The sequence below is a fragment of the Pseudomonas ceruminis genome (assembly GCF_021602025.1).
GTDB lineage: Bacteria > Pseudomonadota > Gammaproteobacteria > Pseudomonadales > Pseudomonadaceae > Aquipseudomonas > Aquipseudomonas ceruminis.
Window position 1 is genome coordinate 15,710 of the sequence record NZ_BQHW01000041.1, and the last position, 19,680, is coordinate 35,389.

Annotated in this window: 18 protein-coding genes and 1 pseudogene; 7 read left to right on the forward strand and 12 right to left on the reverse strand. The window is 63.3% G+C overall.

What is annotated here, in order from left to right:
- Positions 1 to 2: 2 nt before the first annotated feature.
- The gene (locus L6D80_RS28020) at positions 3 to 1,355 is read right to left on the reverse strand and encodes a 3-oxoacyl-ACP reductase (RefSeq protein ID WP_054900138.1); all 1,353 of its coding nucleotides are present in this window, start codon (positions 1,353 to 1,355) and stop codon (positions 3 to 5) included.
- 118 nt (positions 1,356 to 1,473) lie between these two features.
- Between L6D80_RS28020 and L6D80_RS28025 the strand changes: the two genes are divergently transcribed.
- A complete protein-coding gene (locus L6D80_RS28025; RefSeq protein WP_054900137.1) occupies positions 1,474 to 2,751 on the forward strand; it encodes an acetyl-CoA C-acetyltransferase in 1,278 nt (425 codons plus the stop codon).
- 72 nt (positions 2,752 to 2,823) lie between these two features.
- The gene (locus L6D80_RS28030) at positions 2,824 to 3,603 is read left to right on the forward strand and encodes an AraC family transcriptional regulator (RefSeq protein ID WP_054900136.1); all 780 of its coding nucleotides are present in this window, start codon (positions 2,824 to 2,826) and stop codon (positions 3,601 to 3,603) included.
- Positions 3,604 to 3,683: 80 nt separating this feature from the next.
- Here the strand turns inward: L6D80_RS28030 and L6D80_RS30420 are convergent, their stop codons facing one another.
- The 5 genes and pseudogenes from L6D80_RS30420 to L6D80_RS28050 all read right to left on the reverse strand — a co-directional run bounded on the left by L6D80_RS30420 (position 3,684) and on the right by L6D80_RS28050 (position 9,049).
- Positions 3,684 to 4,451, reverse strand: coding sequence for a methyl-accepting chemotaxis protein (locus tag L6D80_RS30420; protein WP_371418633.1), 768 nt, complete (start codon positions 4,449 to 4,451; stop codon positions 3,684 to 3,686).
- 90 nt (positions 4,452 to 4,541) lie between these two features.
- Positions 4,542 to 5,630 (reverse strand): annotated as a pseudogene (locus L6D80_RS30425) (HAMP domain-containing protein); the annotation flags it as partial.
- 179 nt (positions 5,631 to 5,809) lie between these two features.
- Complete coding sequence (gene cueR / locus L6D80_RS28040) at positions 5,810 to 6,214, reverse strand: Cu(I)-responsive transcriptional regulator (RefSeq protein ID WP_054900134.1); 405 nt, start codon at positions 6,212 to 6,214, stop codon at positions 5,810 to 5,812.
- The gene (locus L6D80_RS28045; RefSeq protein WP_176514928.1) at positions 6,211 to 8,610 is read right to left on the reverse strand and encodes a heavy metal translocating P-type ATPase; all 2,400 of its coding nucleotides are present in this window, start codon (positions 8,608 to 8,610) and stop codon (positions 6,211 to 6,213) included. The genes cueR and L6D80_RS28045 overlap by 4 nt, the downstream gene beginning before the upstream one ends.
- A 52-nt stretch (positions 8,611 to 8,662) precedes the next feature.
- Positions 8,663 to 9,049, reverse strand: coding sequence for a hypothetical protein (locus tag L6D80_RS28050; protein ID WP_054900132.1), 387 nt, complete (start codon positions 9,047 to 9,049; stop codon positions 8,663 to 8,665).
- 146 nt (positions 9,050 to 9,195) lie between these two features.
- Here L6D80_RS28050 and L6D80_RS28055 point away from each other — a divergent pair, with 146 nt between their 5' ends.
- The gene (locus L6D80_RS28055) at positions 9,196 to 9,393 is read left to right on the forward strand and encodes a heavy-metal-associated domain-containing protein (RefSeq protein WP_176514926.1); all 198 of its coding nucleotides are present in this window, start codon (positions 9,196 to 9,198) and stop codon (positions 9,391 to 9,393) included.
- A gap of 131 nt (positions 9,394 to 9,524) precedes the next feature.
- The gene (locus tag L6D80_RS28060) at positions 9,525 to 10,706 is read left to right on the forward strand and encodes a multidrug effflux MFS transporter (protein WP_176514924.1); all 1,182 of its coding nucleotides are present in this window, start codon (positions 9,525 to 9,527) and stop codon (positions 10,704 to 10,706) included.
- On the opposite strand, the gene L6D80_RS28065 is transcribed toward L6D80_RS28060, so the two are convergent.
- Positions 10,657 to 10,854 (reverse strand): hypothetical protein, encoded by a 198-nt coding sequence (locus L6D80_RS28065; RefSeq protein ID WP_082422727.1) that lies wholly within the window; start codon positions 10,852 to 10,854, stop codon positions 10,657 to 10,659. The two genes, L6D80_RS28060 and L6D80_RS28065, sit on opposite strands and share 50 nt — an antisense overlap.
- A 517-nt stretch (positions 10,855 to 11,371) precedes the next feature.
- Here L6D80_RS28065 and L6D80_RS28070 point away from each other — a divergent pair.
- Positions 11,372 to 12,079, forward strand: coding sequence for an ArsR/SmtB family transcription factor (locus L6D80_RS28070; protein WP_176514922.1), 708 nt, complete (start codon positions 11,372 to 11,374; stop codon positions 12,077 to 12,079).
- A 19-nt stretch (positions 12,080 to 12,098) separates the two neighbouring features.
- Here the strand turns inward: L6D80_RS28070 and L6D80_RS28075 are convergent, their stop codons facing one another.
- The 5 genes from L6D80_RS28075 to L6D80_RS28095 all read right to left on the reverse strand — a co-directional run bounded on the left by L6D80_RS28075 (position 12,099) and on the right by L6D80_RS28095 (position 16,466).
- Positions 12,099 to 13,046 carry an adenosine deaminase gene (locus tag L6D80_RS28075; RefSeq protein WP_054900128.1) on the reverse strand — a complete coding sequence of 316 codons (948 nt, stop codon included), beginning with the start codon at positions 13,044 to 13,046 and terminating at the stop codon, positions 12,099 to 12,101.
- Positions 13,047 to 13,151: 105 nt separating this feature from the next.
- Positions 13,152 to 13,838: an SDR family oxidoreductase gene (locus tag L6D80_RS28080; protein ID WP_054900127.1), complete on the reverse strand. Its 687-nt coding sequence runs from the start codon at positions 13,836 to 13,838 to the stop codon at positions 13,152 to 13,154.
- Between the two features lie 363 nt (positions 13,839 to 14,201).
- Positions 14,202 to 14,786: an IMPACT family protein gene (locus L6D80_RS28085; protein WP_176514920.1), complete on the reverse strand. Its 585-nt coding sequence runs from the start codon at positions 14,784 to 14,786 to the stop codon at positions 14,202 to 14,204.
- Between the two features lie 9 nt (positions 14,787 to 14,795).
- The gene (locus tag L6D80_RS28090) at positions 14,796 to 15,458 is read right to left on the reverse strand and encodes a TetR/AcrR family transcriptional regulator (protein WP_054900125.1); all 663 of its coding nucleotides are present in this window, start codon (positions 15,456 to 15,458) and stop codon (positions 14,796 to 14,798) included.
- A 90-nt stretch (positions 15,459 to 15,548) separates the two neighbouring features.
- Positions 15,549 to 16,466: a LysR family transcriptional regulator gene (locus L6D80_RS28095; protein WP_054900124.1), complete on the reverse strand. Its 918-nt coding sequence runs from the start codon at positions 16,464 to 16,466 to the stop codon at positions 15,549 to 15,551.
- A gap of 118 nt (positions 16,467 to 16,584) precedes the next feature.
- On the opposite strand from L6D80_RS28095, the gene aptA reads away from it, so the two are divergent.
- Both aptA and L6D80_RS28105 read left to right on the forward strand, forming a co-directional pair.
- The gene (gene aptA / locus L6D80_RS28100; protein WP_054900123.1) at positions 16,585 to 17,931 is read left to right on the forward strand and encodes an omega-aminotransferase AptA; all 1,347 of its coding nucleotides are present in this window, start codon (positions 16,585 to 16,587) and stop codon (positions 17,929 to 17,931) included.
- Between the two features lie 73 nt (positions 17,932 to 18,004).
- A complete protein-coding gene (locus L6D80_RS28105; protein WP_054900122.1) occupies positions 18,005 to 19,498 on the forward strand; it encodes a CoA-acylating methylmalonate-semialdehyde dehydrogenase in 1,494 nt (497 codons plus the stop codon).
- The last annotated feature ends 182 nt before the right edge of the window (positions 19,499 to 19,680 follow it).

The window sequence follows — 19,680 nt, forward strand, 5'->3', positions numbered from 1 at the left end:
GTTCACGCCCCCATCAGTGCCTGGCCGCAGACCCGCAGCACCTGCCCATTGACCGCGCCGGAACCCGGCTGGCTGAGCCAGGCGATGGCTTCGGCGACATCCTGCGGCCGCCCGCCCTGGCCCAGTGAGCTCAAGCGCCGCCCGGCCTCGCGCAGCCCGATAGGCATGGCGGCGGTCATGTGTGTCTCGATGAAACCGGGCGCCACGGCGTTGATGCTGGCACCGCGCGCGGCGAGCCTGGGCGCCCAGGCCTGGGCGAAGCCGATCAGCCCGGCCTTGCTCGCCGCATAGTTGGCCTGGCCGCGGTTGCCGGCAATACCGCTGACGGACGCCAGCAAGGTAATGCGTGCATCCTCGCCAAGCGCGCCGCCGTCGTAGAGTGCCTGGGTCAATACCTGCGGGGCCTTGAGGTTTACGGCCAGTACCGCGTCCCAGTACTCCGGGGTCATGTTGGCCAAGGTCTTGTCACGGGTGATGCCAGCATTGTGCACGACGATGTCGATGCCCCCTGGCAGGGCTGCAAGCAATTGCGCGGCCGCGTCGCCGGCGCAGATGTCCAGGCCAAGCGCCTTGCCCCCCAGTCGGGCGGCGAGGGCATCAAGGTCCTGCTGTGCTTGTGGGACATCCAGCAGCAGCACGTCGGCACCGTCGCGGGCCAGGGTCTCGGCGATGGCGGCACCGATGCCCCGCGCCGCGCCGGTGACCAAGGCACGGCGGCCAGCGAGGGGGCGGGTCCAGTCGGCGACCTGGCTGGCGCAGGGTTCCAGGCGCAGCACCTGGCCGGATATGAACGCACTTTTGGGCGACAGGAAAAAGCGCAGCGCCCCTTCGAGCTGCGCCTCGGCGCCTGCCGCCACGTACAGCAGTTGCGCCGTGGCGCCGTTGCGCAGCTCCTTGGCCAGCGAACGGCTGAAGCCTTCCAGGGCCCGTTGGGCGACGCTGGCAAGCGGGTCTTCGATTGCCTCCGGCGCGCGTCCGAGTATCACCACATGGGCGCAAGGGGCCAGGCTGCGTACCAGCGGCTGGAAGAATTCGCGCAACTGCTTGAGCGCATCGCTGTCGGACAGATGGCTGGCATCGAACACCACCGCCTTGAGCTTCGGCCCCAGGCCAGCCACCCAGGCGGGTGCCTGCAAGCCTTGGCCGTTGAAGCTGTAAAGCTCGTCGGTCAGGCGCGGGGCGATGGCTTCGACCTCGTTTGCCAATGGCCCGCCACCGACCACCAGGGCGCCCTCTACCGGGCGCAGGCGGCCAGCCTGCCAGCGCTCCAGAGGGGCCGGCTTGGGCAGGCCAAGGGCATCGACGAGGCGGCTGCCGAGATTGGAGTTGGCAAAGCCAAGATAGCGGTCGCTCATGTGCGGGTCTCCCTTGAGGCAAGCTTGCAAGTGTGGACCAACTTTATGGCAAGGTCGTTCGAATGCGGCAAAAACACCTAGGCTGTTCGGATCGAATTGTGTCAGGAGGAATCTACGCATGCGTTCACTTCGTCGGGTCGCGATCCTGGGTGGCAACCGGATCCCTTTTGCCCGCTCCAATGGGGCCTACGCCACTGCCAGTAACCAGGCGATGCTCACTGTCACCCTGGAGGGCTTGATCGAACGTTATCGTCTGCACGGCCTGCGCCTGGGTGAAGTGGTGGCCGGTGCGGTGCTCAAGCACTCGCGTGACATGAGCCTGACCCGCGAATGCGTGCTCGGCTCGCGCTTGTCACCGCAAACACCGGCCTACGACATTCAGCAGGCCTGCGGCACGGGGCTGGAGGCCGCGCTGCTGGTGGCCAACAAGATCGCCCTGGGGCAAATCGATAGCGGCATCGCCGGTGGTGTCGATACCACGTCCGATGCGCCGATCGCGGTCAATGAGGGCCTGCGGCGCATCTTGTTACAGGCCAACCGTGGCAAGACCCTCGGCGAGCGGCTCCAGCCGTTCCTGCAGCTGCGCCCGGGGCACCTGAAACCCGAACTGCCGCGCAATGGCGAGCCCCGTACCGGGTTGTCCATGGGCGAACATTGCGAGCGCATGGCGCAGACGTGGCACATTGGCCGCCCTGAGCAGGACGCCTTGGCGCTGCTCAGCCATCAGCAACTGGCGGCATCCTATGCCGACGGTTGGCAGGATGACCTGCTTACACCGTTCCTGGGCCTGACCCGGGATAACAACCTGCGCCCAGACCTGACCCTGGCGCAACTGAGCGCGCTCAAGCCGGCGTTTGACCGCAGCGGCCAGGGCACACTTACCGCGGGCAACTCCACGCCGCTGACCGACGGCGCGTCGCTGGTGCTGCTTGGTACGCCGGAATGGGCCGAAGCACAGGGGCTGCCGGTGTTGGCCTATCTGGTCGATGGCGAAACCGCTGCGGTGGACTTCGTCAAAGGCCAGGAAGGGCTGCTGATGGCTCCGGTGTACGCCGTGCCTCGGCTGCTGGCGCGCAACGGCCTGACCCTGCAGGATTTTGACTACTACGAAATTCACGAAGCCTTTGCCGCCCAGGTGCTGTGCACCCTCAAGGCCTGGGAAGACGCCGACTACTGCCGTGAGCGGCTGGGGCTGGAAGCCCCGCTGGGCTCGATTGACCGCAGCAAGCTCAACGTCAAAGGCAGTTCGTTGGCGGCAGGGCACCCGTTCGCAGCGACCGGAGGACGGATCCTGGCGAACCTGGCCAAGCTGTTGGCGACGGCAGGGAAGGGGCGTGGGCTGATCTCGATCTGCGCGGCGGGTGGGCAAGGGGTGACGGTGATCGTCGAGCGCTGATTACCTGTAAGGGTGCGCTTGGCGCTTGCTACAGGTGTTAGGCTTGTCTGGTCAGAACTACAAGAAACCACCATGCCGAGTATCGGACATCCCCGTGCCATCCCCGCCCTGGACCAGTTACCCAGGCCCGTTTATGCCCGTGCCGAAACCTTGGGTGCGGGCTCCTGGACCACGTGCCACAGCCACGACTGGGTGCAGTTCTCGTACGCGATTTCGGGGGTGCTGGGGGTGTATACCCGGGAGGGCAGCTACTTTGCGCCGCCCCAGTGGGGTGTCTGGATTCCCGCCGATGCCGAACACGAGGTGGTCACGTCGGGGCAGGCGGAAATGCGCAGCCTGTACATTCGCCGCGATGCCTGCCCCTGGGCCTCGGCGCGATGCCGGGTGCTGGAGGTGACGCCCCTGGCGCGCGAGCTGATCAAGCAGTTCTGCCTGTTACCTGCGCATTATCCCGATGGCGACAGTGCCGAAGGGCGCCTGGTCGCGGTGCTGCTCGACCAACTGAGGACACTGCCTGAGGTGGGGTTTTCCCTGCCGCTGCCACGCCACCCTGGGTTGCTGGCACTGTGCAATAGCCTGATCGCCGCGCCGGACCAGGTGCAGACGCTGCAGCAGTGGGCGCTGCAACTGGGGTGTTCGGAGAAAACCCTGATGCGGCTGTTCCAGCGCGAAACTGGGTTGAGTTTCCGCAACTGGCGCCAGCGCATGCGGCTGTTGTCGTCGCTGGCGTTGCTGGAGGCGGGGGAGAGTGTGACCGAGGCGGCACTGGGGTGCGGCTATGACTCGACATCAGCCTATATCGCCGCTTTCAAGCAGCTGTTCGGGTCCACGCCCGGGGAGCTGAGGTTGTAGGTTGGCCTGTACGGGCCCTTACAGGAACATCACAGGCCGGTGGCTTGCGCTGTTCCTGCAGGGCTGGTAGCGGTGGTAGATCAGGTGCGGAAACGCCGCACCAGCGAGTCCAGTTCATTGGACAACCCGGCCAGGCTCTCGGAGTCCTGGCGCGCCGCCTGGGCCAGTTCGGCCACCAGTTGCGCATCGCCGTGAATCTGGCTGATATGGCGGTTGATGTCCTCGGCCACCTGGTGCTGTTCTTCGGCCGCCGTGGCGATCTGCGTGTTCATGTCGCGGATGATGTCCACCGATTCGCGGATCTGGCCGAAGCTGTCGCGCGCCAGGCCGATGCGGCTGACCGACTGTTGCGACACTTCCAGACTGGCATGCATCTGCTCGGCGACTTCGGCAGTACGGCTGGCCAGGTTGCCCAGCAGGCCGTCGATTTCGGCGGTAGAGTCAGCGGTACGTTTGGCCAAGGCCCGCACTTCGTCGGCGACCACGGCAAAACCGCGGCCCTGTTCGCCCGCCCGCGCAGCCTCGATCGCTGCGTTCAAGGCCAGCAGGTTGGTCTGCTCGGCAATCGAACGGATAGTGCCAAGGATCGACTGAATGGCGTTGCTGTCGCGCTCCAGTTGCTGGATCGACTGCGCCGATTGTTCGATTTCCTGGCTCAGCCGGTCGACACTGTTCACCGCTGCGTCGATCTGTTGCTGGCCTTCACGGGCCTGCTGCTGGCCGCTGTCAGCCGATTGCGCGGCTTGGCTGCAGGAGCGGGCAACTTCGTTGGCGGTGGCGACCATTTCATGGAATGCGGTGGAGACCATGTCCACTGCTTCGCGCTGGCGCCCGGCGGCCTCGGCCATGTCACTGGACACCCGCGTCGAGCTGCTGGAGGTGCTGAGGATCTTGCTGGCGGCCGAGCCGATGTGCTGGATCAGGCTGCGGATAGCGCCGAGGAACTGGTTGAACCAACTGGCCAGTTGCGCGGTTTCGTCGCGGCCGCGTACCTCCAGGTTGCGGGTCAGGTCACCTTCGCCCTGGGCGATGTCTTCCAGGCCGTTGGTCACGCTGTTGATCGGGCGAACGATAAGCTTGGCGAAGGTCGCGCCGACGACCGCGAACAAGGCGGCGAGGGCCAGTGCGATGGTGCCGATCAACCAGGTCAGGCGCGTGGTGGTCTGCATCACTTCGCCTTGCTGAATCAGACCGATGAAGGTCCAGCCGAGCTTCTCGTCAGGGTAAATGTTTGCCATGTAGCGCACGCCACCCAGGTCGACCTCGACCAGGCCTTTGCCTGCCTTGGCCAACGCGGCGTAACCGTCACCGAAGCTGGCCAGCTGTTTGAAGTTGTGGCTGGCGTCACGTGGGTCGACCATCACGTTGCCGTTGTTTTCCATGAGGATCAGGTAGCCGCTTTCGCCCAGTTTTATCTGTTGGACGATTTCGGTCAGGCCCTTGAGCGACACGTCGATGTTGACCACGCCACCCGGGTTGCCGAGCTGGTTGGCCACGGCGCGTACGGTGCTGACCAGCACGGCATCGTCGCCTGCCCAGTAGTAAGGTGCGGTGCGCAGGGTCTTGCCAGGGTTGGCCATGGCCGCCTGGTACCAGGGGCGGGTACGTGGGTCGTAGTTGCTCATGTTCGGGTCGCCTGGCCAGAAGGCGTAGCCGCCGTCCTTCAGGCCGTAGGACACATAGGCGTAATCGGGGTGGCTGTTGGCCAGCCGCGTGAACAGTTCGAACAGCGCCTTGTCCTGGTCGCCTGGAGCGATTTGCGCAGCATCGGCGCTGATGTGTTTCTTGATCTTGTCGTCAGCACCGGTGACTTGCGGCAGGCTGGCCAGGTAGTCGACGTTCTGCGTGATGCCCTGGAAGAACAGGTTCATGGCATTGCTGACCTGGCGAATTTCCCGGCTGCTGCTGTCGAGGAATTCGTCGCGGGCTTCGCCGCGCAGGTTGATGACCACCAGGGTGGCCACGAGGACGATGGGCAAGGCGGCAATCACCGCGAATGCCCAGGTCAGTTTCTGTTTGATGTTCATCGACGCTCCCGGAATTTATTTTTTTACACACGCGAGGCAGGCAGTGACTGCATCGGCAGCGTCCGGGATTTTTTGAGCGCAAATGCCCGTATTTATTGGGCGAAGGCGCATTGGGCGACTATTCGGTCGGCGTTAGGCTAATATGGCATACCAATTAGCTGTCGGGTTGGCCAACTCCGTCAATGGCAGCAGTCCCCGCCATTTGCCAGGTCCTTGAGAATGGGGCAGTCCGGGCGGTCATTGCCCTGGCAGTGGGCAACCAGCTCACTTAAGGTGTCACGCAGGCTGACCAACTCGTCGATGCGCTGGTTCAGCGCATCGATGTGTTGCGTGGCCAGGGCCTTGACGTCGGCACTGGCGCGTTGCCGGTCCTGCCACAGGGTCAAAAGCTTGCCCACTTCTTCCAGGGAAAAGCCCAGGTCGCGCGAGCGCTTGATGAACGCCAGGCTGTGCAGGTCTTGCGGCTGGTACAGGCGGTAGCCGCTGTCGCTGCGGGTGGCCGGCTTGAGCAGGCCGATGGACTCGTAATAGCGGATCATCTTGGTGCTGAGCCCGCTGCGGCGGGCGGCCTGACCGATGTTCATTGGGCCTCCTCAGGGGTGCTGCCGGGTTTCCAGGTTTTCAGCCACAGGGCATTGCTCACCACGCTGACGCTGGACAACGCCATGGCGGCGCCGGCCAGGACGGGGTTGAGGTAGCCCAGCGCGGCAAGGGGGATGCCGATCAGGTTGTAGATGAAGGCCCAGAACAGGTTCTGGCGGATCTTCGCATAGGTCTTGCGGCTGATTTCCAGGGCGGCCGGTACGAGCCGCGGGTCGCCACGCATGAGCGTGATGCCGGCCGCTTGCATGGCCACATCCGTACCGCCGCCCATGGCGATGCCGATATCGGCGGCGGCCAGCGCTGGCGCATCGTTGATGCCGTCACCGACCATCGCCACCACGCCGTTCTTCTTCAGTGCCGCGACGGTGGCTGCCTTGTCGGCCGGCAGCACTTCGGCATGCACATCGTCGATGCCCAGGGCAGTGGCAACGACGTTGGCGCTGCCCCGGTTATCGCCGGTCAGCAGGTGGCAGCTGATGTGCTGCCCGTGCAAGGCGGTGATGGCCTGCTCAGCCCCGGGCTTGAGGCTGTCGCCGAAAGCGAACAGGCCAAGCACCTGGGGCTGCGGGCCACGCTCGATGAGCCACGACAGGGTGCGGCCTTCGGCTTCCCAGGCCTGTGCCTGGGTGGCCAAACCACCCGGTTGCAGATTGCTTTCTTCGAGCAGGCGGCGGTTGCCCAGTGCCAGCTCACGGCCTTCTACCCGCCCGGCGATGCCACGGCCGGTAAGGGACTGGCTGTCGACCACGGTGGGGACATCCAGGCCTTGCTCGGCGCAAGCATCCAGCACCGCCTTGGCCAAGGGATGCTCACTGCCCCGTTGCAATGCGCCGGCCAGGCGATGCAGCTCGGCAGTGTCACCCACCAAGGTGTCGCTGTGGACCACCCGAGGGCTCCCGGAGGTGAGCGTACCGGTCTTGTCGAACACCACGCGGTTGACCGCATGGGCTCGTTCCAGGGCCTCGGCGTCCTTGATCAGGATGCCATGGCGGGCAGCGACGCCGGTACCGGCCATGATCGCTGCTGGCGTGGCCAGGCCTAAGGCGCAGGGGCAGGCGATCACCAGCACGGCGACGGCGTTGATCAGCGCTGTCTCCAGCGGTGCCCCAGCCAGCCACCAACCCACCAGGGTGAGCAAGGCCAGCACCAGCACGGCAGGCACGAACACCTGGCTGACCCGGTCGACCAGTTTCTGGATGGGGGCCTTGGCCGCCTGGGCGTCTTCGACAAGGCGGATGATACGGGCCAGCACGGTTTCAGTGCCCAGTGCCTGGGTGCGTACCAGCAGTCGGCCTTCGCCGTTGATGGCGCCACCGGTGACACTGTCACCGGGCTGTTTGGGGACGGGCAGGCTCTCGCCGCTGATCAGGGCTTCGTCGGCGTGGCTGCTGCCTTCTTCTACTTCGCCGTCGACCGGGAAGCGTTCGCCGGGCTTTACCAGTACCCGATCACCGAGGCGCAGTTGGGCGATCGCAACCTCTTCCTCGCGCCCCTCGACCACCCTCACCGCACGCTCAGGGCGCAGTGCTTCAAGGGCGCGGATGGCGCTGGCGGTTTGGCGCTTGGCCCGGCTTTCCAGGTATTTGCCCAACAGCACCAGGGCGATGACCACTGCCGAGGCCTCGAAGTACAGGTGTGGCGCCATGCCCGCCGGCGCCTGCGCCCACTGGTACAGGCTCAGGCCATAGCCGGCACTGGTGCCGAGCGCTACCAGCAGGTCCATGTTGCCAGTGCCGGCGCGCACGGCTTTGTAGGCCGCCACGTAGAAGCGTGCGCCCAAGATGAACTGCACCGGCGTGGCCAGCAGGAACTGTGCCCAGGCCGGCAGCATCCAGTGCACGCCGAACGGTTGCACCAGCATCGGCAATACCAGGGGCAAGGCCAGCAGCAGGGCGGCGCCGACGGCCAGGCGTTCGTTGCGCAGTCGGCGCTGGGCGGCCTGCTGATCGTCCTTGGCCGACTGCGGCAGGCTGGCGCTGTAACCGGCCCGCTCGACTGCGTCGATCAGCACGTTGTCATCTAGGGCCAGGAGCACCTCGAGGTGGGCGCGTTCGCTGGCCAAGTTGACGCTGATCTGCTCGACCCCGGGCAATTTACCCAAGGCACGTTCGATGCGACCTGCGCAGCTGGCGCAAGTCATGCCACCGATCTGCAGCTCCACGGTGCGGGTCGGCACGCCATACCCGGCGCCGCGCACGGCGTCGACCAACGCGGGCAGGCTGTCGGCCGGGGCCTGGACCCGGGCCTGTTCGGTGGCCAGGTTGACGCTGACCTGTTCAGCGCCGGTGACCTTGCGCAGGGCGCGCTCGACCCGGCCAGCACAGCTGGCGCAGGTCATGCCGGAAATCGGCAGGTCGAAAGTGGTAGATGCGGGCATGGCGCTCCTCCTTGGACTGGCCTCCAGCATCAACCTTGCCACGAAGGCAAGGTCAATAGCCCAGGCCGGCTCGCTTCAACTCAAGCCCATTGTGGCCCATGGCAATGCGGTATTTGTTGATCTGGCCCGCCTGCAAGGTCAAGCGCGTGCTGCGTTGGTCCTCGATGCCGGCGGCACAGCCGGGCATCTGCCCCGGCAGCAAGCGCAGGCGAACGTCTACCGGGCCGGGTGGCAGGTTGAAGGAGGTCGACTGTTCCTGGAACACGCGCCCGGAAAGCTGGTCGTTGAGGTAGACGCCGATTTCACAGCTGGTGGCCACTTCCAGGCGTTCACGTGAAATGATCAGCACGCTGTAGTCCGAGTTGCCCTCGGCGCTGGCCGGTGGCACTGCGGCCAGTGTGCCCAACAGCCCGACAACGCTCACTGCTGCCCTGAACATGAAGAATCTCCTGCTTGCACAAATCGTCAAAGGCGCAGCTTGGCCGAGGTCCGCGCGGATTTCCACCCCGGCCGTTTCAGACAGAACTTGACCTTGCCCCGATGGCAAGCTTGAAACTGCGCAAAACCCCAAAGGAGGCAATAGCGATGCAAGTGTTCAACGTACAGGGCATGACCTGTGGCCATTGCGTGAAGGCTGTAACCCGCGCGTTGCAGGAGCAGGATGCGCAGGCGCAGGTGGACGTCGACCTGGCTGCCAGGCAGGTGCGCGTACAGAGCAGCCTGGCGGTGGAGCAGGTACTGGCTGCCCTCCGTGAGGAAGGTTACCAGGCCGAGGTTGCCTGACGCAGGCACGGGCCGCCCTTGCGGCCCACTCGCGCAGCCATGATGCGGCTGTTTTGTTGCAAAGGTTTTCATGCTGATGGCGTCCACTGCAGGTAGACTTACGCACTTGCTTAGCCTGCTATGGATTCCTGATGAACCTGCGAATGGTGCTGATCCTGGGCGCATTGAGTGCGTTCGGGCCGCTGGCGATTGACTTTTACCTGCCTGCCTTCCCGGCCATGGCGCAGGCATTCGCCACCGATGAAAAACATGTCCAGGCCACCTTGGCCGCCTACTTTCTGGGCCTCTCGCTGGGGCAGTTGGCATACGGGCCAATGGCGGACCGCTTCGGCCGGCGTAAACCGCTGCTGTTCGGGGTGGCGCTGTTCACCCTGGCGTCATTGGCATGCGCCTATGCGCCTAACCTCGACACGCTGATCCTGGCGCGCTTTGTTCAGGCATTGGGCGGCTGTGCGGGCATGGTGCTGTCGCGGGCCATCGTCAGCGATAAATGCGACCCGGTGGCGTCGGCCAAAGTGTTCTCGCAACTGATGCTGGTGATGGGGTTGGCGCCGATCCTCGCGCCAATGCTCGGCGGTGTGCTGGTGAACCTGGCCGGGTGGCAGTCGATTTTCCTCGCGCTGAGCCTGTTCAGTGCGGCGTGCCTGCTGGCTGTTGGCCTGGGGTTGCCCGAGAGCCTGCCCGCGCACATGCCACGGCCACCGTTGTCGGGGGCTCTGCGCCAATACCTGCGGCTGTTTGCCGATCGGGTATTCATCGGCCATGCGCTGACAGGCGGCATCGCTATCGCGGGGATGTTTGCCTACATCGCCGGTTCGCCTTTCGTGTTTATCAAGCTCTATGGCGTACCTGCGGAACACTATGGCTGGCTGTTCGGTACCAATGCGGCGGGCTTCATTCTGGTGGCGCAGATCAATGCGCGGCTGCTGGCCAAGCGCGGCCCGGCGTTCCTGCTGGTGCGGGCGGTCTGGCTCTACCTGGCGGCGGGGTTGGTATTGCTGGGGGTCGCGGCACTACGGCCGACGCAGTTGTGGCCACTGCTGGTACCGCTGTTCGTCTGCATCGCCAGCCTGGGTTGCATCATCCCCAATGCTGCGGCCTGCGCCATGAGTGGCCAGGGCGCACGGGCGGGCAGTGCATCGGCATTGATGGGCTGCCTGCAGTTCAGCGTCGCCGCCGGTGCGGCAGCCTTGGTCGGCTTGCTGCACGATGGCAGCGCGGTGCCCATGACGCTGGTGATCAGCCTGTGCGGCACACTGGTCGTCAGTGTCGCACTGCTGACCCGGCGTCTGCAGGCCACGCGTCCGGCATGAGCGGGTGAGGGGCTTGCAGGCGAGTTTCCAGGGTGGCGACGAAGGCACGCGCTTCGGCCTCGCTGCGGAAACTCACCACATGCTGATCGAGCCTTACCTGCCAGGGGCAGTTAGGGTTGCGGTCGGACGTACTGACGACAATCTTCATCGCGGCATGCCTCCGATTACGGGTGAGAGCGGATCAAGTGTAGCGCTATAGCCACCCAACGCCATGGTCCGTATGAGTCGCCTGACTGGCGGTCAGGACAACGCCGTGCGACCGGTCGGAAGTTTCCAGATGCACACGCCACGCATGTCGAAGCTTCGCTTTAGTTTGCGCTATTTGGGGAACGTGTCTGTCAGCAGAGTCTCTCGCCTTGTCGGGCCATCTTTCCTCCTGCGCTGTTGCTTCCCCTCTGGGCTGCGGCCTTGTGTAAATCCCGCCAGGCAGAGTGCGCGTTACCGACCCGAATAATTCGCGCAAGGGTCACCCTACCCAGCCCCTTGGCCTTTTTATGCGGTGAGCAGAGGTACCGAACAGCGCGCGTGCGCGGCTTATACTGGCCCAGGTGTCAGCGGTTCCAAGGCGGTTGCTTGTCGCGGGCCGGCAGCGGCTGGGTGGTGATCGGTGTTGCCAAGGTTGGCTATTGGAAATCAGATGTGATCTTGCAGGGAGTTAGAGGGACATGAATGCAGTCAGCAGTATCAGTCAGATTGCCGGCCTGATGGCCGACCCCAAGCGCAGTGCGATGTTGTGGGCCCTGATCGATGGCACGCCGCGGCCTACCGATGAATTGGCGATGATAACCGGCTTGACCTCATCTTCTGCCTGCGCCCACTTGTCACTGCTGTCCTCGGCAGGCCTGCTCAGGCTCGAGGCACGCGGGCGCAAGCGCTACTTCAGGTTGGCCACCCCCCAAGTCGGTGCGGCCGTCGAAGCCCTGGCCAGCGTGCAGCTTGGCAGTGATGCAATACAGCGGCCGGCGCCATTACAGATGCCGATGTCCATGCGCAGGGCCCGTCGTTGTGGCGAACACCTGGGCGGCGAGCTGGCCAGTGAGCTTTATCATCGCCTGGTGGCGGCGGGGTGGCTCGAGGGCTACGAGGGCCGGTTGATGGTCACTGAACAGGGCCGTAGACAGTTGGCGAGCATAGGCGTCTACATCGATGCGTTGGCACCACAGCAACAGCGGGGCTGCGTGATCTGCCATTGCAGCGAGTGGAGTGATCAAGGGCCGCACCTTGGCGGTAGCCTCGGGCAGGCATTGCTCAAACTGTTCCTGCAGTCGGGGTGGATACGCGAGTCGCAAGGGACGCGAGCGCTGCAGATATCGGCCGAAGGCGTTCAGCAGATCAACCGCATCGCCCGCGTCGAAGCGTTGCAGGTCGGGTGACTGCAACGCTGTGTAACGGTCAGACCAAGCGTGCGTCCAGGCTGTTCTGTGCCAGCCGGCGAGCCTGGTCTTCGGTCATGCCCAGGTGGGTGTGCAAGGCATGGAAGTTCTCTGTGACGTAACCGCCGAAGTAGGCCGGGTCGTCCGAGTTCACCGTCACCTTCACGCCGCGCTCGAGCATCTCGAGAATGTTGTGCTGGCTCATGTGATCGAACACACACAGCTTGGTGTTCGACAGCGGGCAGACCGTGAGGGGGATCTGCTCGTCGATGATGCGCTGCATCAGGCGTTCGTCTTCGATGGCGCGTACCCCATGGTCGATGCGCTTGATCTTCAACAGGTCGAGCGCTTCCCAGATGTACTCGGGCGGGCCTTCTTCACCGGCATGGGCCACCGCTACGAAGCCTTCGCTGCGGGCGCGGTCGAAGACGCGCTGGAACTTGCTCGGCGGGTGGCCTTGCTCGGAGCTGTCCAGGCCCACGGCAATGAACGCTTCACGGAATGGCAGGGCCTGGTCGAGGGTTTTATGCGCTTCGTCTTCGCTCAGGTGACGCAGGAAGCTCAGGATCAGGCCGCTGCTGATACCCAGTTGCTCGCGACCATCCTTGAGCGCCTGGTCGATACCGTTGAGCACCACTTCGAACGGGATGCCGCGATCGGTGTGGGTCTGCGGATCGAAGAACGGTTCGGTATGAATCACATTCTGGGCCTTGCAGCGTTGCAGATAGGCCCAGGTCAGGTCGTAGAAGTCCTGCTCGGTGCGCAGCACGTCCGCGCCCTGGTAATAGAGGTCGAGGAACTCTTGAAGGTTGTTGAAGGCATAGGCGCTGCGCAGGGTTTCCACGTCGTTCCAGGGCAGGGCGATCTTGTTGCGCTCGGCCAGGGCGAACAACAGCTCGGGCTCAAGCGAGCCTTCGAGGTGCAGGTGCAGTTCAGCCTTGGGCAGGGCGTTCAACCATTCATACATAGGGGATGTTCTCAGATCAGGTACGGTTGGCGGCATTCTACAGGGCATGACCTGGCATTGCGTCCGGCCTGGCCCTGCATTGCCCCCACCAGTGATCGGATTCACTCACCAAATCAGAGCGTCGCCTTTGTAGTTGATGAAGCGCAGGCCGCCTTTGCCGCTCTGTGCCTTGATCTGCTCGAGCATGCCATGGGTGCTGGTGGCTACATCGATTTCTGCATTTTCACCGCCCATGTCGGTCTTCACCCAGCCAGGGTGCAGTGCCAGTACGCACAGGTCAGGGCGTTGCAGGTCGACCACGAAGCTGTTGATCATCGAGTTCAAGGCTGCTTTGCTGGCTTTGTACAGGCAGATTTCGCCACCGTCGGGAATGGTTACGCTGCCTAGGATCGAGCTCATGAATGCCAGCACGCCGCTGCCCTCACGTACTTGGCCGACCAGGCGGCGAGCGACGCGGATGGGCGCTACGGCGTTGGTCATGAACAGGTCAGCCACTTCGCTGGGCTTTACGCTTTCCAGGTCCTGCGGCAGGGGGCCCATGACACCGGCATTGATGAACACCAGGTCGAATACCTCGCCGTGCAGGCGCTGTTTCAAGCCATCGAGCTGGGCGGTGTCGTTCATCTCCAGCTGTTCGATGCGTACGCCGGGCACAGCGTGGAGTGCCCCGGGTTTGCTGGGGTCGCGTACGGTGGCGGTGACGTTCCAGCCGTCTTCGTGCAGACGCTCCACCAAGCCCAGGCCCAAGCCGCGGGAGGCACCGATGATGAGGGCAGTTCTCGAAGTAGCCATAGCCACATTCCTTTAACGCGACAGGGAAGAGGAAGTGAGCATACTGCAGAGTCGCTTTGTACGCCCGTGTTAAGGGTGGTTAAAAAATGATCACCTGCTCAAGGCCTTGTGCGGCCGGGCGCTTCGGCTGTTGGCTAACGGGTTATCCACAGGCTGTTCCACAGTAAATGTGCGCAAGCAGCGCTGAAACAGGGCAGGAACGCACGGTGGTTGGGGATAACTGTCAGGGGCTTCGCTGCTCGGGGCTGTCACCCAATAGTGATCAAAATATGTTCAATGGTCTGCGGGCCTTGATGCCTATGGGCTGCAGCAGAGTGCCCCAAGCTTATCCACAGGCAGGCCCACAGTTGTTGTGAGCAAAGATCAGCATGTTTCGAGGAAGATCCGCCCGCGGCTAAGGTCTGCCAGCTGCTGTTGCAGCATGGGCACCTGCGCATCGCCCACTGCGAGTTGCAGGTCGACACCGTTGGCGGTGAACTGCTCGTCCAGCACCAGACCATCGGCCTCGGCCAGGCGCAACTTCACCAAGGCCAGCTCGCTGAATGTACAACTGCAGGTGAATTGGCTGCGTTGTACCAACAGCCTTTTCGGCGCCTGTTGCAGGCATTTGTTGGCGCCGCCGCCATAGGCGCGGGCCAGGCCACCGGTGCCCAACTGAATACCACCATACCAGCGGATCACCAGTACCACGACCTGGTCGCAGTCCTGGGCCTCGATGGCCGCCAGGATCGGCCGACCGGCCGTGCCTCCGGGTTCGCCGTCATCGCTGCTGCGGTACTGGGCACCGAGCTTCCAGGCCCAGCAGTTGTGGGTGGCGGCCAGGTCGCTGTGGCGCTCGATGAAACTCATCGCCTCGGCGGCGCTGGAAATCGGGCCCGCGAGGGTGATGAAACGGCTCTTGCGGATTTCCTCGCGAAACTCGCAGAGGTCGAGCAGGGTAGATGGCATATAGAAAAGTCAGGCGCTCGGCGTGATGCCGCAGCCCTTGAGAATGATGTGGATAAGGTTGCTGCTGGCGTCTTCCATGTCTTGCTTGGTCAGGCGGCTGCGGCCTGTGACCTGGCAGATCTGGGTGGCGAAGTCGGCATAGTGCTGGGTGCTGCCCCACAGCAGGAAGATCAGGTGTACCGGGTCGACCGGGTCCATCTTCCCCGCCTCGATCCAGGCTTGGAACACCGCAGCCCGGCCGCGGAACCACTCGCGATAGTCGGCACTGAAGTATTCGGTCAGGCAATTGCCGCCGCTGATCACCTCCATCGCGAAGATCCGTGAAGCCTGTGGGTTGCGGCGGGAGAACTCCATTTTGGTGCGGATGTACTGGCTCAGCGCCGCCGCCGGGTCGTCCTCGACGCTCAAGGCGTTGAAGGTGCTATCCCACAGCTCGATGATGTTGCTCAGTACAGCGATATACAGGCCGAGTTTGTTGGTGAAGTAATAATGCAGGTTGGCCTTGGGCAAGCCGGCCTTCAGCGCGATGGTGTTCATGCTGGTGCCCTTGAACCCATGGCGGGCGAATTCGTCCTCGGCGGCCTGGATGATGGCCTGTTCGTTCTTCTGGCGGATGCGGCCGGCGGGCTTGCCCGAGGCGGAAAGGCGATGCGCAGGGACTTCTAGGGTCATGGACGATTCCGAACAGGTCTGTGGCAACGGATGTCGGACAAGATTACCTTCCTGTGCACAAGTGACAAGCATTAGCGTCAGAAGCAGGCATCAGCGTGTCGCTGCCAGGCTTTCGAGAAAACTTTCCAGCACCAGGTTCGGCCGCCGTCCTTTACGTGTTACCCAGCTCAGGCTCAGGTCATAGAAGCGCTGCGCAGGTTTGAGCGCGCGCAGGCGGCCCTGCTGGACCCAGAAGGTTGCGTAGTGGTCGGGCAGGTAGCCGATGTAGCGGCCGGTCAGGATCAAGAACGCCATGCCTTCACGGTCGGAGGCGCTGGCGGTGCAGTTCAGCGCCTGGTAATGGGCCTGGATATCGGCAGGCAAGCGGAAGGTCGGGGCGATCGCTTCCTGGCCGTTGAGGCGCACATCGTCGATCTGCTGGTCGTCTGCGTAGAACAGTGGGTGGCCGACGGCGCAGTACAGCAGCGAACGTTCACTGTACAACGGCTGGTATTCAAGGCCGGAGAGCGGGCTGGTCTGGGGCACCACGCCGACATGCAGGCTACCGTCGAGCACGCCCTGCTCAACCTGGCTTGGCGCGATCATGCGGATCTGGATGCGCACATCCGGCCCGCGGTCCTTGAGCTCGGCCAGGGCATGGGTGATGCGCATGTGCGGCAGGGTCACCAGGTTATCGGTAAGGCCGATGTTCAGCTCGCCACGAAGGTGCTGGTGCAGGCCGTTGACTTCGGTACGGAAGGTTTCCAATGCACTGAGCAGCTGCAGCGCCGAATGGTAGACCTCGCGCCCTTCCTCTGTGAGCGAGAAACCTGCGCGGCCCCGCTGGCACAGGCGCAGGCCGAGGCGTTGCTCAAGGTCGTTCATTTGCTGGCTGATGGCCGAGCGGCCAATACCCAGCACGTTCTCAGCGGCGGAGAAGCCACCGCATTCGACTACGCTGCGGTAAATTTTCAGCAGGCGAATGTCGAAATCGCTGACTTGTGCGAGGGGGTCGGGGCGTCGGCTCATATGTTTAGTCTTGCGCTAACTGAAGATTAGAAATGTAGGCTTTTTCAGACTTTATCCCCGTGCGAATTTAGCTGCAACAACATCCATCGTTGCCTAATCGTCTTCCGAGGAACCGCCGATGAACATGCCCGAAACCGCTCCCTCCGGTATTGCCAGCCAGCTCAAGCTGGATGCCCACTGGATGCCTTATACCGCCAACCGCAACTTCCACCGCGACCCGCGCCTGATCGTGGCGGCGCAAGGCAACTACCTGGTGGATGACAAGGGCCGCAAGATCTTCGACGCCCTGTCTGGCCTGTGGACCTGCGGCGCCGGGCATACCCGCAAGGAAATCACCGAGGCGGTCGCCCGCCAGGTCGGTACCCTGGACTACTCCCCGGCGTTCCAGTTCGGCCATCCACTGTCGTTCCAGCTGGCCGAGAAAATTGCCGAGCTGACCCCTGGTGACCTGAACCATGTCTTCTATACCAACTCCGGTTCCGAGTGCGCCGACACCGCGCTGAAGATGGTCCGCGCTTACTGGCGCCTGAAAGGGCAGGCCACCAAGACCAAGATCATCGGCCGCGCCCGTGGCTACCACGGGGTGAACATCGCCGGTACCAGCCTGGGGGGCGTAAACGGCAACCGCAAGATGTTTGGCCAGTTGCTGGATGTCGACCACCTGCCTCACACCGTGCTGCCGGTCAACGCCTACTCCAAGGGCATGCCGGAGGAGGGCGGTATCGCCCTGGCCGACGAAATGCTCAAGCTGATCGAGCTGCATGATGCCTCGAACATCGCTGCGGTAATCGTCGAGCCGCTGGCGGGCTCGGCAGGTGTACTGCCTCCGCCCAAGGGCTACCTCAAGCGCCTGCGCGAGATTTGCACCCAGCACAACATCCTGCTGATCTTCGATGAAGTGATCACTGGTTTCGGCCGCATGGGCGCCATGACCGGTGCCGAGGCCTTCGGCGTGACCCCGGACCTGATGTGCATCGCCAAGCAGGTTACCAACGGGGCCATCCCGATGGGCGCGGTGATCGCCAGCAGCGAGATCTACCAGACCTTCATGAACCAGCCGACGCCTGAGTACGCCGTGGAATTCCCACATGGCTATACCTATTCGGCTCACCCGGTCGCCTGCGCTGCCGGTATCGCGGCCCTGGACCTGCTGCAGAAAGAAAACCTGGTGCAGTCGGCTGCCGAACTGGCGCCGCACTTCGAGAAGTTGCTGCACGGTGTGAAAGGCACCAAGAACATTGTCGATATCCGCAACTACGGCCTGGCTGGCGCGATCCAGATCGCTGCCCGTGATGGTGATGCCATCGTTCGCCCGTATGAGGCGGCGATGAAGTTGTGGCAAGCCGGCTTCTATGTGCGCTTTGGTGGCGACACCCTGCAGTTCGGCCCAACGTTCAATACCACGCCGCAGGAACTGGACCGACTGTTCGACGCGGTGGGTGAGGCGCTGAACAAGATCGACTGATCTTTGCGATTTTGACGTAAGGCGCGTGACCTGATCACGCGTCTGCATCTACCTTCTTTATCTGGAGTTTTGCATGAGCATTGTTCAGCACCTGATTCACGGTGAGCTGGTTACCAAGGGCGAGCGCACCGCCGATGTCTTCAACCCGTCCACTGGCCAGGCGGTACGCAAGGTCGAGCTGGCCAGCCGCGCCACCGTGCAGGAAGCGATCGATTCCGCCAAGGCTGCATTCCCGGCCTGGCGCAACACCCCACCGGCCAAGCGCGCCCAGGTGATGTTCCGTTTCAAGCAGCTGCTGGAACAGAACGAAGCGCGTATCTCGCAGATGATCAGCGAGGAGCACGGCAAGACCCTGGAAGACGCCGCGGGTGAACTGAAGCGTGGCATCGAGAACGTCGAGTTCGCGTGTGCCGCGCCTGAAGTGCTCAAAGGTGAGTACAGCCGCAACGTTGGCCCGAACATCGATGCCTGGTCCGATTTCCAGCCGCTGGGCGTGGTGGCCGGTATCACTCCGTTCAACTTCCCGGCCATGGTCCCTCTGTGGATGTACCCGCTGGCCATTGCCTGTGGTAACGCCTTTATCCTGAAACCGTCCGAGCGCGACCCTAGCTCGACATTGTTCATCGCCCAGCTGTTGCTCGAAGCCGGCCTGCCGAAGGGCATCCTCAATGTGGTGCACGGCGACAAGGAAGCCGTGGACGCGCTGATCGAGGCGCCGGAGGTGAAGGCGTTGAGCTTCGTCGGCTCGACGCCGATTGCCGAGTACATCTATGCCGAGGGCACCAAGCGCGGCAAGCGTGTGCAGGCCCTGGGCGGCGCGAAGAACCATGCGGTGCTGATGCCTGACGCCGACCTGGACAATGCCGTGAGTGCACTGATGGGCGCGGCCTACGGTTCGTGCGGTGAGCGTTGCATGGCCATTTCGGTGGCGGTGTGTGTGGGTGACCAGGTCGCCGATGCACTGATCGCCAAGCTGGAGCCGCAGATCAAGGCGCTGAAAATTGGTGCCGGGACCTCTTGTGGCCTGGACATGGGGCCGCTGGTCACTGCCGCTGCGCGGGACAAGGTCGTCGGTTATATCGACGACGGTGTTGCTGCGGGCGCGAAGCTGGTGGTGGATGGGCGCGGCTTCCGTGTCGCGGGTAATGAAGATGGTTACTTCGTGGGCGGCACCTTGTTCGACAAGGTGACCCCTGAGATGCGCATCTATAAAGAAGAAATCTTCGGCCCTGTTCTGTGCATTGTGCGCGTGAATAGCCTGGAGCAGGCCATGCAACTGATCAACGATCACGAGTATGGCAACGGCACTTGTATCTTCACCCGCGATGGCGAGGCCGCCCGCCTGTTCTGTGACGAAATCGAAGTGGGCATGGTAGGCGTCAACGTACCGCTGCCGGTACCGGTGGCGTACCACAGCTTTGGTGGTTGGAAGCGCTCGCTGTTTGGTGACCTGCATGCGTATGGCCCGGATGGGGTGCGGTTCTATACCCGTCGCAAGGCGATCACGCAGCGCTGGCCGCAGCGTGCGAGCCATGAGGCATCGCAGTTTGCATTCCCTAGCCTTTAAGGCGTGAGGCGAAAGCGGGGAGGCCGGTAGGCCTCCCCGCTTTGTTTTGCAGCAATATTAAGGTTTATTGAAATTAAAGGTTGACGGGGTTTCGAATCCCCTTATAATGCGCCCCACTTCCAGCGTAGTCGGAACGAGAAACTCCTTGAGATTCAACGAGTTAATCGATTCAGGTAGTGCTG